This window comes from Selenomonas sp. oral taxon 920 (genome assembly GCF_001717585.1).
In the GTDB taxonomy this organism is placed as follows: Bacteria; Bacillota; Negativicutes; order Selenomonadales; family Selenomonadaceae; genus Centipeda.
Map to the genome: position 1 here is coordinate 2289798 of NZ_CP017042.1, position 17855 is coordinate 2307652.

The 17855-nt window shown below is 61.2% G+C and carries 15 protein-coding genes; 3 read left to right on the forward strand and 12 right to left on the reverse strand.

The window, feature by feature from the left end; all coding sequences use genetic code 11:
• Positions 1–137: 137 nt before the first annotated feature.
• Together BCS37_RS10945 and BCS37_RS12305 are read left to right on the forward strand one after the other, a co-directional pair.
• A complete protein-coding gene (locus BCS37_RS10945; protein WP_069181435.1) occupies positions 138–659 on the forward strand; it encodes an SH3 domain-containing protein in 522 nt (173 codons plus the stop codon).
• Positions 660–676: 17 nt separating this feature from the next.
• Positions 677–1396, forward strand: coding sequence for a L,D-transpeptidase (locus tag BCS37_RS12305; RefSeq protein WP_237142712.1), 720 nt, complete (start codon positions 677–679; stop codon positions 1394–1396).
• Positions 1397–1776: 380 nt separating this feature from the next.
• Here the strand turns inward: BCS37_RS12305 and csaB are convergent, their stop codons facing one another.
• The 6 genes from csaB to BCS37_RS10980 form a co-directional block, all read right to left on the reverse strand.
• Positions 1777–2874, reverse strand: a complete 1098-nt coding sequence (gene csaB / locus BCS37_RS10955) for a polysaccharide pyruvyl transferase CsaB (RefSeq protein ID WP_069181436.1) — start codon at positions 2872–2874, stop codon at positions 1777–1779.
• Positions 2875–2968: 94 nt separating this feature from the next.
• Entirely contained in the window at positions 2969–5020 is a 2052-nt protein-coding gene (locus tag BCS37_RS10960; RefSeq protein ID WP_069181437.1) for a DUF5693 family protein, read from the reverse strand.
• A 10-nt stretch (positions 5021–5030) separates the two neighbouring features.
• The gene (locus BCS37_RS10965) at positions 5031–5705 is read right to left on the reverse strand and encodes an LmeA family phospholipid-binding protein (RefSeq protein WP_069181438.1); all 675 of its coding nucleotides are present in this window, start codon (positions 5703–5705) and stop codon (positions 5031–5033) included.
• Between the two features lie 12 nt (positions 5706–5717).
• The gene (prfB, locus tag BCS37_RS10970; RefSeq protein WP_069181439.1) at positions 5718–6824 is read right to left on the reverse strand and encodes a peptide chain release factor 2; all 1107 of its coding nucleotides are present in this window, start codon (positions 6822–6824) and stop codon (positions 5718–5720) included.
• Positions 6825–7145: 321 nt separating this feature from the next.
• Entirely contained in the window at positions 7146–9788 is a 2643-nt protein-coding gene (secA, locus tag BCS37_RS10975; protein WP_069181440.1) for a preprotein translocase subunit SecA, read from the reverse strand.
• Between the two features lie 123 nt (positions 9789–9911).
• Entirely contained in the window at positions 9912–10832 is a 921-nt protein-coding gene (locus BCS37_RS10980; RefSeq protein ID WP_069181441.1) for a LysR family transcriptional regulator, read from the reverse strand.
• 255 nt (positions 10833–11087) lie between these two features.
• Between BCS37_RS10980 and BCS37_RS12120 the strand changes: the two genes are divergently transcribed.
• Positions 11088–11252 (forward strand): hypothetical protein, encoded by a 165-nt coding sequence (locus BCS37_RS12120; protein WP_173862603.1) that lies wholly within the window; start codon positions 11088–11090, stop codon positions 11250–11252.
• 340 nt (positions 11253–11592) lie between these two features.
• On the opposite strand, the gene hypE is transcribed toward BCS37_RS12120, so the two are convergent.
• The 6 genes from hypE to hypB all read right to left on the reverse strand — a co-directional run bounded on the left by hypE (position 11593) and on the right by hypB (position 17855).
• Positions 11593–12600: a hydrogenase expression/formation protein HypE gene (gene hypE / locus BCS37_RS10985; RefSeq protein ID WP_069181442.1), complete on the reverse strand. Its 1008-nt coding sequence runs from the start codon at positions 12598–12600 to the stop codon at positions 11593–11595.
• Positions 12590–13699, reverse strand: a complete 1110-nt coding sequence (hypD, locus tag BCS37_RS10990; RefSeq protein WP_069181443.1) for a hydrogenase formation protein HypD — start codon at positions 13697–13699, stop codon at positions 12590–12592. The genes hypE and hypD overlap by 11 nt, the downstream gene beginning before the upstream one ends.
• Positions 13696–13935, reverse strand: coding sequence for a HypC/HybG/HupF family hydrogenase formation chaperone (locus BCS37_RS10995; protein ID WP_069181444.1), 240 nt, complete (start codon positions 13933–13935; stop codon positions 13696–13698). Before BCS37_RS10995 ends, hypD begins: the two co-directional genes overlap by 4 nt.
• 383 nt (positions 13936–14318) lie before the next feature.
• A complete protein-coding gene (gene hypF / locus BCS37_RS11000; RefSeq protein ID WP_069181445.1) occupies positions 14319–16646 on the reverse strand; it encodes a carbamoyltransferase HypF in 2328 nt (775 codons plus the stop codon).
• Positions 16643–17176 (reverse strand): HyaD/HybD family hydrogenase maturation endopeptidase, encoded by a 534-nt coding sequence (locus tag BCS37_RS11005; RefSeq protein WP_069181446.1) that lies wholly within the window; start codon positions 17174–17176, stop codon positions 16643–16645. The genes hypF and BCS37_RS11005 overlap by 4 nt, the downstream gene beginning before the upstream one ends.
• A 16-nt stretch (positions 17177–17192) precedes the next feature.
• Positions 17193–17855, reverse strand: coding sequence for a hydrogenase nickel incorporation protein HypB (gene hypB, locus BCS37_RS11010; RefSeq protein ID WP_069181447.1), 663 nt, complete (start codon positions 17853–17855; stop codon positions 17193–17195).

Here is a 17855-nt window from a genome sequence, read left to right on the forward strand (position 1 = left end):
ATATGCGTTTCTCCAAAAACAGGGACGATTGACCCTGTACTATGTGACAGCTATCTTTTTGCAGTAAACTTAGATAAAATAAAAGAAATAAATCGATATGAATCATTTGACCTGTCACAGCGAAAGGAGATGCCCCCATGCGCCCCCTGCTTCTCATCGGAATGACCGCCCTCCTTCTCTGCACCGCCGGGTGCTCCAATCCCATCAGCAAGCTGATGGATGATTGGAACGGCGATGCCAAAAATCCGCCGCAGCAAGCGACGACCCAGGATGCGGCGCAGTCGTCTGCTCAGAGCGATGCGCAGACGCGCGCACCATCCCAAACGCAGACGCAGGCCTCTGCGCTCACGCCATCGCAGACGCAGGCCTCCGCACCGGCGCCGGCATCAGCTCCTGCGGCGCCGCCATCTCCGGAGCCCCGCATTGTCGTTGACAGTCTGCGGCATGAGATGTTCCTCCTCCCCCCGAACACGCATGGTCAGATTCACGGCACGGAGGTGCGGATGCGCGAAGGCCCGAGCACAAACGATGTAATCCTGGGCTATTTTGACAACGGCGAGTACCTCTCCCTCATCGGGAGCACAGACGGCTGGTACTATGTGCGCCGGGCCAACGGCTCCGATGGCTGGGTCTCTGCCGACTTCTGCAAGAAGATTTAAGAAAAGGAGCGCGCACAATGCGACAAAATGATCTGCGCTCCGTCCGTATACGCCGCAAACAGCGTAGCAATACGAGGCTCTTTGCTCTGCTCGGCTGCGTACTGATCCTCGCGTTCGCCTATGGGGCATACACCTCCCTGAGCCCATCAAACGAGAAGCCCACAGCCCCCGCTCCTGCCATTTCGTCTGCCCCTGCCCCTGCGGACACATCGGCACAAGTTCCGCCAGCCGCAGCAGCGCCTGTTGAGGCCGCCTCTGCTGCAGAGGAAAAGCCGCCTGCAGAGCCGCCGTCCCAGCCGGCCCAAAAGGCACCCGCCGGAACGAGCATCCTTATCAAGAAGAGCGAGTTCCGTCTCTATCTCCTCGCAGACGGCGACGTCGTAAACTCATGGCCGATTGCGCTCGGCAAGAACGCGGGACAGAAGCGCGTGAGCGGCGACATGAAGACCCCCAACGGCAGCTTCCCCATCGACGAGGTGCTTGACTCCTCCTACTGGACGCATGATTTCCATGACGGCAAGGGCGAGATCGAGGGCGCATACGGCCCGTACTTCATCAGTCTCGATACGTCTGCGCTCTCAGGAGGCGCATGGGACGGCATCGGCATCCACGGCACGCACGATCCCGCGAGCATCGGGACGCGCGCCTCCGAGGGCTGCATCCGCATGAACAATGAGGATCTCTGCGCGCTCAAGGAACACGTAAACGTCGGTATGCAGGTGACGATTGAGGAGTAACAAGATATACGACAAAAGCCGCATCCTCTCATAGAAATGATTGGATGCGGCTTCATTCTGCCTACGTTGCAGAAAATTCGTTTGTATTTTTACATAATCCCGTGTATAATGCAGACGAAACGTCCTGGGCGGGAGAAATCCCGCGGCGGTGTCTTTCCCCCGAAAGGGGGTGAGTGAGATGTCTGAAATCGGTGCGATTTTGTTGTTAATCGTTGCCACAGGCTATATACTCGCGATAACAAAAAAGTAGCCGCCCACTCTGCCAAGTGAGCGGTTGTTCAAAAACAATTCGCAACTTCGGAAAGATGCCGCATAGGGCGTTTCTTTCTGCTTTTATTATAGCAATTCCCTTAGCGATTGACAAGTAGAAAATATACACACTACCCTTTCCCCCGCACAAGCCCCATCGCGAGCTCTGCGTTGCGCGCCGCGAGTCCCCGCATCTGTGTGAGGAGATCGGCGTTTGCCGCCGTAAAGTCGTGCCGCGCCGCCCATTTGCGGCGCACCTCCTTCAGGACGCTCGCAGTCGTGATGTCCTGCAGGTCATTGACAGGCTTCTCGCCGATGGAACGCAGGAAGCGATCGACCTTCGGATCATATGAGATGCCGATCATGGGAACGCCCATCACGCCTGCAAAGATCAGTGCGTGAAGGCGTACGCCGATCATCAGATCCATGTTGGCGACGAGGGAGAGGAGCTCGCTCGTGCTGTACTCATCCGCGAGAACGGTACACTCCTCTTTCGTCCATGCGGCGACGGTCTTTGCCGTGCGCACGTCCTCGGGATACTGCATGGGGAGGAAGACGACGCGCGCGTCCAGTTCGCGCACGATGGCATCACTGATCTCGGCGAGGATCTCCTTGTAGTGCTGCCAGCCCTGCCAGTCGCGCACGGAGATGCCGACAACGGGCTTTGCGCCGTCCGCGCCATAGCGGCTGAGGATGGCGCGCCCTGCCTCCCGTCCGACGGGATGAATGCCGAGCACGGGATCTGCCGTGCACTCCATCGGCGGCCGCGTGATGCCGAGGCGGCGCAGCTCTGCCATCGAGCCCTCGTCACGCACGGTGATAAGGGAGACGCGGTTGCCGAGCCAGCGCATCGAGCGGCACGCAAAACGCCCCGTGACAGGGCCGATCCCCTGCGCATACAGCATGACCTTTTTCCCAAGAAGCAGTGCGAGCAAAATAATGCCCATATAGTAGTAAAGGCTGCGGCGGCTCGTGACGTTCTGCAGGAGGCTGCCGCCGCCGCTGATGAGGAGGTCGGCACGACGCATCGCACCGAGGATTCCGCCCACATCAAGGGAACCTACCGCGTGCACACCGTGGCGTCGCTCGGTGTCTGCAGGATCGGCGCTGATGACGGTGATATGAAGTTCCGGGTCCAAATCCGCGAGCACCTCGAGCATCGCCGCGAGCATGGCTTCGTCGCCCGCGTTCTTTGCCCCGTAGTACCCCGATACAACGATCCGCTTCATCGGGTAGAATGCCCTCCATTTCCCATTCCTATGACGATCTTCCTTTATTGCTCAAAGCGCCCCTTCGCCCTTGCAAGGGCGTGCACGCACAAATTCAGACCGCTTTCCGCACACGCTCCAAGAGATGATTCCATGCCGCGACGAGCGCCACGAGCACCGCGCCGATTGCGCCGCCGAGGAAGACCCCGCCGATGCCGCGCACAAGCGACATCTCCACCGGTGTCCGCATGTGCGCGAAGGTCTCAACCATCGAGCCCTGTCCGATGGTCGCCGCAAGCACAAGAGCAAAGACGATCCACGTCCGCCACCGCTGTGCCGCACCGTAGATGGCGAGCAGGAACGCGGGATGACCGATCATGAACTCCTTTGTGCGCGGGCGCGCGTAGAAGAGCTGCTCAAGCGCCGCACGCATCTTCAGCTCGATGCCGGGCACGGGCATCCCCGAGGTGTGCCCGCTGCGGAGAACCAAAACAACGAGCGCCCCGATGAGGACGAGTCCTCCGAGGAGCGAGCCGACGCGCACGGGGGTCGCCATAATCTCCCGCAGCTGTCCGAACACGCCCGCCGAGGCATCGAACTGCCCATCAAAGATGTCGAACCGCTGCAGGAAGGCAGCGGCGACGAGGATCATCGGCAGGACAAAGGTCAGCTTGATCCCGCGGAAGATGTCAAACTCGAGGAGATAGCGCGTATCCGCGAGCGCACCCGAGAGATAGGACGCACCGATCATGGAGAGCCCGCTCGTGATGCCGAGCAGCACGAGCCCTGCAACGAGGATGCGCCACGTCGGCGCGCCCTTCTGGAAGCGCCGCCCGCGCAGGAGGTCGAGCAGTGCAACAACGGCAAGCGTCGGAAAGAGATTTGCACTCGCGAGAGCCGCGACAACACGCACCTTGCTGCCCGCGCCGATCAGGACCGGCATCATCGAGATGAGTGCCGCAGCGACGAAGAAGAGCAGGACAGCCTTCCGCCGACGATTCAGCGCGGGAATGACGAGCGAGAGATAGAGCACGCCCGCCGCAGCGACGCCCATGATGACGAGCGCCCGCAGAATGGAGGATGGCTCGTACGAGGCGAACATGCCCGCCCGCCCGATCTTGAACCCATGCGATTCGAGCGCGGCACGCGTGTCCGCGAAGTACTTCATGTTCGTCTCGATGAGGCTCATATTCGGCGCGGGTTCCTCGTAGATGCGCAGGAGATTGATGCGGATGTTGCGCTCCTCATCCGTCGTCACCCAGCGCTCGACGGCGGCATCGATCTTGAGCTTTTTCAGCTCGTCCTTCGGGATGGAGTAAAGGCGTGCGACGCTGCCGTAGCCGACGCCCGCCGCGATCTCGTCCATGCCCTGCTGTTTGTAAAACTGGAGCTGAGTCACGCCCTCGATCAGTCCGAGGGGCAGACGGCGTGCCTTCATCTCGTCGATGGTCGTCTGGAGAGCCTGCGGCGCACCGAGGCACTCCTGTCCCGAGAACACGATATCCGACACAGCGATGCCGTCCATGCGTGCAAAGACAGCGTGTACATCGTCCGGCGTACACGCATGGTAGTTCGAGGGGCGTGCGATCACGTCGAAGCCCGCCGCGTTGACGGCACGCATCTCATCGGACGGCAGCCCGATGTTGCGCTTCTCGAATGCCTCGTAATGATCCTTGACCGCGAGGACCTCATCCGCGCCGACCGTATACACGGTGACACGCGCCGCGCCGAAGCGGCGCAGGAGATCTTCCTTGAGCTCGGCATAGGTCACGGGGTCATGCGAAACAACGTAGATCTCCGTACCGACAATCTTGCCTTCCTCGACGAGCGCACGCCAGCGCGGGTCGGTGAGCGTTCCCGTATGGTAGGCGGCAAGGAGATCCGCTCCCTGCACTGCGTTTGCCTTTCCGTTTTTGTTGAATTTTTCAAAGGTCGTCTCGTAGACAGCGAGCGAGGTGATGCCCACCTCCTTGGCGCGGGCAAGCACATCTTCTGCGGGCAGTCCCTCACGCGCGGCGAGCTCGAGCAGGCCCTCGTAGTCGACGGCGAGCTCCACCGTGCGTGAGTTCTCCTCTACAGCGTGGCGCTCCATGCCGATCACGAGGCTCGCGATGAAGCCGACGAGGATCGCCGCCAAGAGGATCGGATGATAGTGAAATTTCTTCATGTATAATTCCTTATTTCCCCGCCGTCAGAATAACCACGCCGTCCTTCGCCTCGACGGTCTGGAACGCGAGCCCGAACGGCAGCGTGTCGGCGCGTGCAACGAGCACATCTGGGAAGAGCCCATCGAGACTCAGCACATTCAGCCCCATCCCACGCGCAGAGATACGGCGTGCCTTGTAGTAGAGGTCGCCGCTGACAATGGAGAAGCCTCCCTCAATCGTGACCTCAAAGGTCTGTCCGAACGCGCGCGTCTTTGCTGTTGTGAGGACGCTTCCCGGATGCACCGTGACGGCAACGTCGGTGAATTTATCCGCTGCATTCGTAATGAGCTCGCGAATCGCGTCCGCATCGACGATGCCGCGCATCTCGACGCTCTCCGCTGCGGTGAGGACAAGCTGCTGCTCGGAGAGGAGCTGCCTCATGTCAAAGCGCAGGTTCGTGCCCGTGACGGTCAGCTCGCGCACAAACACCTTCCCGATGCGTCCCTGCCGCAGTACGCCGTCCATCGCGCCGATCTCACCGAAGATGAGACGCGGGCTGTCCGTGATGGAGATCTGCACCTCCTCCGCCCCCGTGCGCGCACGCAGACTGTCCGTCACGATCGTCGTAACCGCGCGCGGCAGGGCAAAGATGCCGCAGACAAGCACAGCGACGAGCATGAGAATAACAGCAGATACTTTCTGCATGAGGTTTACTCCTTAGAATTCGTGATTTGCCTTCGCATTCAGGTACGCACGGATAAAGGGATCGATGTCCCCGTCCATGACCGCCTGCACGTTGCCCGTCTCGGCGTTCGTGCGCACGTCCTTCACCATCGTATACGGCTGGAACACATAGGAGCGGATCTGACTGCCCCACTCGATTTTCTGCTGCACGCCCTCGAGTTTCGCGATCTCCTCTTCCTTCTTCTCCTGCTCCAGCTCAAACAGCTTTGCGCGGAGCATCTTCAGACACTGCTCCTTGTTCTGGAGCTGTGAGCGCTCATTCTGGCACTGCACGACAATGCCCGTCGGCTCATGCGTCATGCGCACGGCAGACGAGGTCTTGTTGATGTGCTGCCCGCCCGCACCGCTCGCGCGGAAGTAGTCGACGCGCACATCGTCCATATTGATGGGAACTTCCACAGCATCATCAATTTCGGGCATGACATCGCACGCGGAGAACGACGTGTGCCGCCGCGCCTGCGAGTCAAACGGCGAGATGCGGACGAGGCGGTGAACGCCCTTCTCGGACTTCAAGAAGCCGTACGCATTGTGCCCCTTGATAAAGAGCGTTGCGGACTTCACGCCCGCCTCGTCGCCCGGCTGCAGGTCGGCTGTGTCGACGGTGAAGCCGTGCCGCTCCGCCCAGCGGCCGTACATACGGAGGAGCATCTGCGTCCAGTCCTGTGCCTCCGTGCCGCCCGCGCCCGCGTGGAGCGTCAGGATGGCATCGTTCGCATCGTACTCACCCGAGAGCAGGACCTCGAGCTGGAGCGTTTCAAGGCCCTCGGAAATAAGGGTCAGCTCCGCGCGGATGTCCGCCTCCATCGAGGCATCGTTCTCCTCGATGCCCATTTCATACAGGGTCTCGGCGTCCTCGTACTTCGCCATAAGGTCACGGTACGTATCAACTCCGCCCTTCAGCGCGGCGAGTTCCTGATTCAGCTTCTGCGCCGCCGCCGCATCATCCCAGAAGGACGGCTCACCCATCTTGTACTCGAGCTCGGCGATCTTCTCCTCCTTCGCGGGGATCTCCAGAGAGATGCGCATCTGATCGAGCTTTTCGCCCAGATCATTCAGTATCGGTTTCAGATCTTCCAGCATTGTTTTTTCCTTAAAATGTAAATCCCTGTTTCCTGTTCAACGTGATGTAACAACGAACCGTTCAAAGCGCCCCCACCGGCTCACTCCGTTCGCCACCTCCCCCGTACCGACGGGGGAGGCTTTCGTATTCGGTGGAATGCGGCAGGATGCTCATAAGCAAACCCTAGTGGAGCAAGTGAGTAAAGCGTGCGACTCGCCCCCCGGCGTACTTCTTTCGTTCAAGCGCAGCGCGTTTAAGAAGTCCGCAGGTATTTCGGCGAATAAGCACGCGATCACTTGCGTAACTAAGCGTTCGCGTTGGGCATACTCCGCGATCCCTTGTCATTTATCCTTCCCGTGGCAGTTCTTATACTTCTTCCCGCTGCCGCAGGGGCACGGATCGTTGCGCCCGACCTTCTTCCCGTCCTCGCCCTTCTCCGCCCTTGCCTCAGCAGGCACGGACTCATCGCCGTGCGAGGCGCGGGCGGTCGAGAGGTGATCCTCGAGCTTCGAGCGCTCGCGTGCGAGCAGCTGCTCCGCGCGCCGCTGTGCCCCCTCGTCCACCACTGGAGCGGGGCGCGGCGTACCGTCCTCCGCCACAGGGGCTGCGGCGGCCGCAGCCTGGGGCGTGACGATGCTTACATGGTACATGAGGGAGGCGATCTGATCCATGATGGCCGCCTCCATCTCCTCGAACATCGTGAGAGCCTCGATCTTGTACTCGACAAGCGGGTTGCGCTGCCCGTACGCGCGCAGGTTGATGCCCTCACGCAGCATATCCATATGGTCGAGATGATCCATCCACTTCTGATCGACGACGCGGAGCATGACGACCTTCTCGAGCTCGCGCATATTCTCCTCGCCGAACATCAGCTCACGCGTGCGGTAGCCCTCCTCGGCGACCTTTTCGAGCTCCTCCTGGATCTCGTCGCGCGCGAGCACTTCGAGCTCCTCTTTCTTGAGCCGCCCCTGCGGCGCGTAGACCTTCTCTGCGTCCTCGATGAGCGCGTCCAGCTGCCACTCCTCGGGATAGAGCTTCTCGTTCGCGTACTGCGTCATCTCGTCCTTGATGATATGCTTCACCATCGCGAGGATGTTCTCGCGCAGGTTCTCGCCGAGCAGAATCTTCTTGCGCTCGCCGTAGATGACCTCGCGCTGCTGATTCATGACATCGTCATACTCGAGGACGTGCTTGCGGATGTCGAAGTTGCGCGCCTCGACCTTCTTCTGCGCGTGCTCGATCGAGCGTGTGATGATCGCGTGCTCGATCGGCTCGTCCTCCTCCATGCCGAGGCGGTCCATGATGCCTGCGATGCGGTCGGAGGCAAAGAGACGCATCAGATCGTCCTCGAGCGAGAGGAAGAACTTGGATGCACCGGGGTCGCCCTGACGCCCCGAACGGCCGCGCAGCTGATTGTCAATGCGCCGCGACTCGTGGCGCTCCGTGCCGACAATGTAGAGTCCGCCGAGTGCCTCAACACCCTCGCCGAGCTTGATGTCCGTGCCGCGGCCCGCCATGTTGGTTGCGATTGTGACCGCACCCTTCTGCCCTGCATTCGCGACAATCTCCGCTTCCTTCTCGTGGAACTTCGCGTTCAGGACAACGTGCGGGATGCCGTTCTTTTTGAGGACGTTCGACATCTCCTCGGACTGCGTGATCGAGGTTGTACCGATGAGGATCGGCTGGCCCGTCTCGTGGATCTCCTTGACCGCATTGCCCACCGCGCGGTATTTTGCCGCCTTTGTCTTGTAGATCACATCCGGCTCGTCAATGCGCTGGATGGGCTTGTTCGTCGGGATGACAATGACGGGCAGGTTATAGATTTTGAGGAACTCGTTCTCCTCGGTCTTTGCCGTGCCCGTCATGCCCGCGAGCTTCTCATACATACGGAAGTAGTTCTGGAAGGTGATGCTCGCGAGCGTCTGCGACTCACGCTGAATCTTCACGCCTTCCTTCGCCTCGATCGCCTGATGAAGACCGTCCGAGTAGCGGCGCCCCTCCATGAGGCGGCCCGTGAACTCATCGACAATGATGATCTCATCATCGCGCACCACGTAGTCGCGGTCGCGGTGCATCAGTGCCTTTGCGCGCAGTGCCGCCGTAAAGCAGTGCGAGAGCTCGATGTTCTCGGGCGCGTAGAGATTCGTGATGCCGACGATCTTCTCAATCTTCGGCACGGCACTGTCCGCCGGCGCGACGGTCTTCTGCTTCTCGTCGACCGTGTAGTCCTCGCCCTCCTTGAGGTGGCGCACCGCCTCTGCCATGACGCGGTAGTTGTCCGTGGACTTTGTCCCCGGCCCTGAGATGATGAGCGGCGTACGCGCCTCGTCGATGAGGATGGAGTCCACCTCATCCACGATCGCATAGTGGAGCGGTCTCTGCACCATCTGCCCCTCGGAGAGCACCATGTTGTCGCGCAGGTAGTCAAAGCCGAACTCGTTGTTCGTTCCGAACGTCACGTCCGCCGCATACGCGGCTTTGCGCTCGGGGAAGTCCATGTTGTGTGCAATAAGCCCCACGGAGAGACCGAGATAGCGATAGAGCTTTCCCATCCACTCGCTGTCGCGGCGTGCGAGGTAGTCGTTGACCGTGACAACGTGGACGCCCTTGCCTTCGAGCGCATTGAGGTAGACTGCCGTGGTCGCGACGAGGGTCTTGCCCTCGCCCGTGCGCATCTCGGCGATGCGCCCCTCGTGGAGGCAGATGCCGCCGATGAGCTGCACGTCAAAATGACGCATGCCGAGCACGCGGCGCGAGGTCTCGCGTACAACGGCAAACGCCTCGGGGAGAATCTCCTCCATTGCCGCGCCCTCTGCAAGCTGCTCGCGGAATTTCCGCGTATAGCCCGTCAGCTTGTCGTCCGTGAGATTCGCCATCGTGGGTTCGAGCGCGTTGATCTGCTCGACGATCTCGCGGTAGCGTGCGATCTCCTTGTCGTTGTTGTCGCCGAGAAAGCGTTTAAGAATCGAAGATATTCCAAACAAGCGGTTTCACACTCCTGTATGTATGATATAACACGATGTCCTGTCGAAAGGCAATATTCGTTTCATTATAACACAAAGCCCCCGCCTTTGCATAATAAATGTTGCAAGGCGGGGGCTAGGGCTCTATTTCATTGTACGCTGGTCAGAATCTTTCTTCTTCCCGCCGAGCAGCTCCTTCGTCAGCCCGCGCAGGTAGTTCATGACGAGCCGTACGTCGTCGAAGGTCTGGCGCCCCTTCTTCGTGACGAGACCGCTGTTGATGAAGATGGGATCGAGCAATGGAATCTGGACGAAGTTGTCCGTCGGCAGCACGGACGGCCGTGCGAGGAAGGTCGAGCCAATCCCCGCGTGCACAAGGTTCTTGACCGTGTGCAGATACGGCGAGTAGTGGATGACATTCGGCTTCTCGCCCGCGCGCCCGTAGGCATCCTGCACAAGGCGATCGACGAAGAAATTGCTGTCGAGCATGACGAGCGGCTCATCCCGCAGGTCGGTGATGCTGAGCGAGTGCCACCCCGCAAAGGGATGATCGGGACGTGTGACGAAGGTGCACTCACAATCAAAGAGCTTCGCGTACGAGAGACGCGTGCTGAAATCGACCGTGTAATTTGTCAGGGCGAAGTCCAGCTTTTCCTCCTCGACCATCTGGAGCGCACTCACGCCGCCTGTCTCGATGATCTCAAGTTCGATCTCGGGGTGCTCGCGGCGAAAGCCGCCGAGGATGTGCGGCAGGAAGACGACGCCGAGCTGCAGCGGCATTGCAATGCGCACCTTCGCATGACGGTGTGCCATGTCGCGGATCTCATCATCGAGGCGCGAGACCTCCGTGAGGATGTAGGAGACCTTGCCGAGGAGCTTCGCTCCGTCCGCTGTCACCGTGATCTTGCGTCCCTCACGGTGAAAGAGGTTCAGCCCCGTCTCCGCCTCGAGCGCCTGCATGGCGACCGTCACGGTCGGCTGCGAGACATGGAGATGCTCCGCCGCCTTCGTGATGTTCTGCCATTGGCAGACCTCATAGAAATATCGCATTTGTACCAACGTCATCGGATCATCTCCTCTTACACAGGAAGCAGAAAGAACTCGCCTTACAATTTAAAAAAGCTATGCTGCTTATTAGTTTACTATATATGAACGGATTCGAACAGTAAAAATGTCACAGATAAGATAAAATATTTTTATAGTGCCAGCCTATTATTTTATCATGAAGAAATATTTTTCTCTGCACAGAAAAAGTGCTAAGGTAAGCCTAGTAATAAGAGCGCTGCGGCGCAGGCATAGATATGGAAAAGAGGAATTGCGATGGCAGTATATTTTGCAGATGCAGTGGAACGCTTCATCGAGGATATGCTCGAGGCAAACGCGGACAATCTGAAGTCGTTCGAGACGAAGCCGGGCGTATATTCGAATGTCGATCCCGACACACATCACGATGTCGAGATTCCCGATGTGCATCTCACGAAGTAGCTTTTTATCATCCTACTACAGATGAATAAAAAGGAGGAATCGGGAGAAAGGCTAGGTTCTCATCGATTCTCAAAAGAAAGCGGGCAGCTGACCACTGTCCGCTTTTTTCGTGCGCGGAAATATTTTTTGAGGGGGCAATACTCCTCGCAGCCCCCTCGTTACGCAAGCGCTCGGGCACTTATCTGCTGAAATACCTGCGGATTCCAAACGCGCTTCGCTTGAACGGTTAAAATCCGCAGGGCCAGAACGTACCCTCGATTCCGCCTGCTCCACTAGGGTTTGCTGCGGAGTATCGCCCCCACAAGTTTCCCCTGCGCCACAGCGAATTCTCAGCGGATATTCAGCAAATGCGCGGCACAAGCTCCCCGAGCGGCAGGTCCACCACGCGGATGCCGCCGAGAGAGGTGCGCAGCCCCACGGTGCCCGCCTCCTCTGCGGTTGTGTGTCCGATGACACACGCCGCGCGTCCGTGCGGGTCAGCGCGCATCACCGCGAGTACGCGTTCTGTGTCTTCGGGCGGGACAAAGGCGAGGAGTTTCCCCTCATTCGCGAGTGTGAGCGGGTCGAATCCGAGGATGTCACAGACTCCCTGCACGGCGGGATGCACGGGAATCGCAGCCTCGTCCAGCAGGATGCCGACATGCGCCGCCGCCGCAAGCTCGTTCAGCGACGCCGCCACGCCGCCGCGCGTCGGATCGCGCAGCACGGCAATCGTCGGTGCCGCCGCGAGCATCGCCGCCGTCAGATGGCAGAGCGGCGCACTGTCGCTCTGTATTTCGGGCGGGAGCGTCAGGTCATGCCGCGCCGCCATGACGGTCGCCGCATGGTCGCCGAGCGTGCCCGAGACGATGATGTCCATGCCCGCCTTGATGTTCGTCGGCGCGATGTCCACACCCTCGATCATCTCCCCGACGCCCGCCGTATTGATGTAGATGCCGTCGCCGCAGCCGCGCGGCACAACCTTCGTATCGCCCGTCACGATGAGAACGCCCGCCTCCTCTGCCGCCGTGCGGATGTCGCGCACGATGCGGCGCAGGGTCTCCATCGGGAAGCCCTCTTCGAGGATGACCGCGAGCGAGAGCCAGCGCGGGACTGCGCCCGTCATCGCGAGATCGTTGACCGTCCCGCAGACGGCAAGCCGCCCGATGCTCCCGCCGGGGAAGAAATGCGGCTGCACGACGTAGGAATCCGTGGTGAACGCCACGCGTCCCGCACTGGGCAGGATGGCACCGTCATGCAGCGTATTGAGAATCGTATTGCCGAGCTCCGGCAGCACGACCTCCTCCATCAGCGCGTGACTAAGCTGTCCGCCCGCACCGTGCGCGAGTGTGATGACCTCATGCTCCATAGCGGAATTTTCCTCCCCCATATTTATACCATGCGGCACACGTTCCCTCGACCGACACCATGCACGGGCCGATCGCGTGCTCCGGCACACATGCCCTGCCAAAGAGCGCACAGTCACGCGGCACGATTGCACCGCGCAGCACCTCGCCGCAGCGGCATCCGTTCCGCCCATCCCCGACCGCCGCAAGCGCGAGCGGACGTACGCAGGCAAAATCGAACGCCGCATATTCCTCCCGCATCACGAGCCCCGAGGCGGGGATTTCACCCAGCCCGCGCCAACGCACCGCCGCAGGTTCATAGACACGCTCGATTGCCGCACGCGCGACCGGATTGCCCTCCCGCCGCACAACCGTCTCGTATGCGTTCTCGACGCGCGCCTCCCCTGCGCCGATCTGATGCACAATCATCTGCAGAGCACGCAGAATCTCGAGCGGCTCAAAGCCGCCCACAACACCGGGGATATGGTAGTCCTGCGCGAGGAAGTCAAAGGCATCCGTCCCCGTCACCACCGAGACGTGTCCCGGCAGGAGGAAGCCGTCAACGCGCGTCTCCCCGCCATCGAGGAGCGCACGCATCACGGGCGGGACGAGCTTTTGCGCGGAGAGCAAAAAGAAGTTCCCGCGCCCCTGCTTCTTAGCCGCGAGCACCGCCGCAGCCTCGGTTGGCGCGGTCGTTTCAAATCCGACGGCAAGGAATACAACCTGCTTGCTCGGATTTTCCGCTGCGACCGTGAGCGCGTCGAGCGGCGAGTAGACGATGCGGACATCCGCGCCCTGTGCCTGCACCTCGGCAAGGCTTGAATGCGTACCCGGCACCTTCAGCATATCGCCGAACGTTGTGATGATGACATCCTCCATCCCCGCATACGCAATCGCTGCGTCGATGTAGTCGTCCGCCGTCACACAGACAGGGCAGCCGGGCCCCGAGACCAGCTCGATGCCCTCGGGCAGAATCTGCCGCAGTCCCGCGCGAAAAATCGCAACCGTGTGCGTGCCGCAGACCTCCATAATGCGGATGCTCCTGCTCCGTGCCGCGAGAATGCGGCGCAGATCCGCAACGATCTCCGAGGCAGCCTGCCGCGTGTCCTGTGCGCTCCTCATGGGATGCTCTCCACCGTACGCGGCGCACCGTGCATCTCCGCCCGCAGAGCCTCGATGCGCTCCGCCTCCTCCGCCGCAACGATCTGCATCGCAAAGCCCGCGTGGACGAGCACATAGTCGCCCACCGTCGCCTCTGGCAGCAGCATGAGACTTGCCGCGCGGCGCACTCCGCTCACCTCCACCGAGGCAAGCTGATCCTGTATGTCAACGATTTTTGCAGGAACTGCTAAACACATAGTTTCTCCTCTAAATCTTGTTGGATTCCATCTCTATCAAAACGTATCCTTGCACGTTCAAAGTGCCCCTACCGTCACGCTGACGCGTGCCACCTCCCCCGTAGCAACGGGGGAGGCTAATATTGCGGCATCGTTACGCCTCGCCGGGCAGGGGAGGCTTTGACGGCAATCGGGGTAAGCCTCCGCAGTGCGATGCCCTGAGCGAACCCTAGTGGAGCAAGTGGGAAAAGTGCGCGGTACGCCCCGTCGGATTTCTTTCGTTCAAGCGAAGCGCGTTTAAGAAGTCCGACGGTATTTAAGCGTACAAGCGCACGAACGCTTGCGCAACTAAGCGTTCGCGACGGGCACGCACAAAGGCTAATCAAAAACTCCAATCATCTTTATCATCCCATCCGTGCGAGCGCCGCCGCCGCCTGCCCATACGCAATGCCGCCATCGTTCGGCGGGGCGTTGTGCGGCAGGAGCACACGGAAATCGCCGAGACGCGTGAGCAGATTCTCCAGCAGCAGCGCATTCTGGAACACACCGCCCGAAAGCACCGCCGTGCGAAGTCCCGTCCGCGTTGCCAAAATGCCGAGCATCTCCGCGACCGCCGCCGCCATCGTCACATGGAAGTCAAGCGCACGTCCCGCACGCTCCTCCGCCGTCAGCCCCTCTGCGCCGTCCGCCAGCGCACACAGCACAGGAAAAAAATCCACCGTCATCGACACAGACGCGCAGTTCATACGATACGGCAGCACAACGCCCGCCCGCCGTGCGTGCCGCGCACAGAGTTCCAGTCCGATTGCCGCCTGTCCCTCGTACACATTTACGCGGCAAATGTCGAGCAGTGCCGCCGCCGCATCGAAGAGCCGCCCCGCGCTCGAGGTCGGCGGTGCATTCACCCCCGCCGCCGTCGCCTGCATCAGCAGTTCCCATCCTGCGGGAAGTGCAGCCGCAAAGCGCGGTGCATGCGCCGCAAGCTCTGCCCCGTACATCCCGTGGAGCACCCAGAGCGCGAGCCGCCACGGCTCTGCGGCCGCTCGGTCGCCGCCCGGCAGGGGGATATAGGCAAAGTGGGCGCACCGCTCATAGGCTGCCAAATCCGCAGCCATAAACTCCCCGCCCCACGAAGCACCGTCATCGCCGTACCCCGTCCCGTCGAGCGCGACACCGAGCACGCGCTCATGACAGGCGTGTTCGGCGAGCACCGCAGCAATGTGCGCGTGATGGTGCTGCACGCGCACGAGCGGAAGCCCCTCCCGTGCGGCACGCGCCGTCATGTATTGCCCCGAGAGATAGGCAGGATGGAGGTCTGCTGCAAGCACCTCCGGCCGCACCGCAAAGAACTGCTCGTAATGTGCGATGGTCGCCTCGTAGGACGCAAGTACAGAACGCTCCATCAGATCGCCGATATGCTCGCTCAGAAACGCCTCTGCCCCGCGCGTCAGGCAGAACGTATTCTTCAGCTCTGCGCCGCCCGCGAGCACCGTGCATTCCCGTGCAGACGGCAGCGCAAGCGGTGTCGGCGCAAAGCCGCGGCTGCGGCGGATGATCTGCCGTCCGCCCGCCGTCATGCGCATCACCGAATCGTCAACGCGGTGCACGATCTCCCGATTGTGCACGAGAATCGCATCCGCAATTCCCGCAAGCCCCCGCACGGCAGCCGCATCCTCGCACATCATCGGCGCACCGCTGAGGTTCGCACTCGTCATCACCCAGAGGTCGTTTGCCGCGAGCAAAAGCAGATGCACGGGGGCATACGGCAGCAGCACGCCGAGGTACGCATTCCCCGGCGCAGCGCTCTGTGCGACAGCATCCGACGCATCCGTGCACCGACGAAGCAGCACAATTGGCGCGGCAGGAGACATGAGCCACCGCTCCTCCTCCTCGGAGACGACACACAGCGACCGCACCAGTTCCATCGACCCCGCCATCACGGCGAGTGCCTTCGCCTCACGGTGCTTCCTCGCCCGCAGGCGGCGCACCGCCGCGTCACTGCGCGCATCGCACGCGAGATGATAGCCGCCGATGCCCTTGACCGCAACAATGCCGCCCGCCGCGACAATCTCCCGCACCCGCGCGAACGGATCGCCCTCCTGCGCCGCCCCATCGACGAGGAGACGATAGGCGGGGCCGCAATCCGCGCACGCATTCGGCTGGGCGTGAAAGCGGCGATCAGCGGGGTCATCGTACTCGCGCTGGCACGCATCACACATCTGAAACGAAGCCATCGAGGTCAGCGGACGATCATAGGGAACGCCGCGGATGATCGAGTAGCGCGGGCCGCAGTTCGTACAGTTCGTAAAGGCGTAGCCGTGCCGCCTGTTTTCATCGGACAAAATCTCACGGCGGCAGTCCGCACAGACCGCGAGGTCGGGTGAGACAAGCGTCCGCGCGACCGTTCCCGCAGGGCTCGGCAGGATCTGAAAGACCTGTGCCCCCGTCGGCGAGACCTCCTCGAATGTCACAGCGGTTACAGATGCCGCAAGCGGAGCCTCCGCGCGCACGTCCTCTGCAAACGCATCGAGAGCCGCCGCCGTCCCCTCCGCCTCGATGCCGACACCCGCGCTGTCATTCCACACGCATCCCGCCAGTCCGTACCTCACGGCAAGCCGATAGACAAAGGGGCGGAACCCCACGCCCTGCACAATCCCTGAGACACGAAAAGCGCGCCTTGTACGCGCGCCTCCCGCAGGATGTATGGAATCGCCGCCCTGATGCGCGCTCATGCGCTCTGCCGGCTCTGTTTCGGACGCTCTGCGGGAACAATTCCCCAGCGTACCAGCTCCTCCACCGCACGATGCGCAAAGTGCGGCAGTGCCGCCGCCATCTCCGGACTGAGCGAGAGCCCCGCCGTCACCTCGTACGGCTGCATTCCGAGCACAACGACGTTCGGAATCGCCCGCTCCGTCACCGTCAGCCACGCGAGCACATCCTGAATCCCGATTTCATGTGAAGACATCTTTTCCTGAAAATGCGCCATCACCGCGTCGTCCTCAAAGCGGTAGACCGTGCCCGCAGGTGCGTCGCCCGCGACCGCATCGAGGATGAGCAGCTTCTGTGTCCCCGTGACGAAATGCAGCAGCTCGGGGCCGAGCGTCCCGCCGTCGAGCAGACGGACATCGTGCGGAAAGTGGAAGTGCTCCTCCAGATACTCCACGGCACGCACGCCAAAGCCCTCGTCCCGCAAAATAATATTGCCGATGCCGAGCACCGTCACGGGCGCCACCGCAACCAACTGGTCATCGATTACGCTCATCGCCTTCCTCCTATTGTCACGTCTGTTTCTTCTTCGCCTGCACCTGCGCGCGCAGCCAGTCATACCACACGGGGAGCCCCTCGCCCGTACGGCACGAGACGGGCAGCACGGCAATGCCGGGATGGAGTGCCGTGATGTCGCGCTCCGCCGCCTCCATATCGAAATTCGTATAGGGCAGAATGTCCACCTTGTTGAGGAGAGCCACCGCCGACTCCTTGAAAATGAGCGGGTACTTCAGCGGCTTGTCGTCGCCCTCCGTGATGCTGAGCGCGACCGCCTTTGCATCCTCGCCGAGCGCAAACTCGGCGGGACAGACAAGGTTGCCGACATTTTCAATCACGAGGAGGTCGAGCGCGGACAAATCCAGTTTCCCAAGTGCCGCCGCGACCATCGCCGCATCCAGATGACAGCCGCCGCTCGTGTTGATCTGCACGACGGGTGCGCCGCAGCGTTCGATCCGCGCCGCATCCTTCGTCGTGAAGAGATCTCCCTCGACGACCGCCATGCGCAGCTCCCCGCCGAGCGCCGCAAGCGTCTGCTCGAGCAGCGAGGTCTTGCCGCAGCCGGGCGAGCCGAGGAGATTCAGCGCGTAGATGCCATGCCGCGCAAAGAGTGCCGCGTTCTCCGCCGCCGTCGCCTCATTCCGCCCGAGGATGTCCGCCTTTACAACTACCTTCAT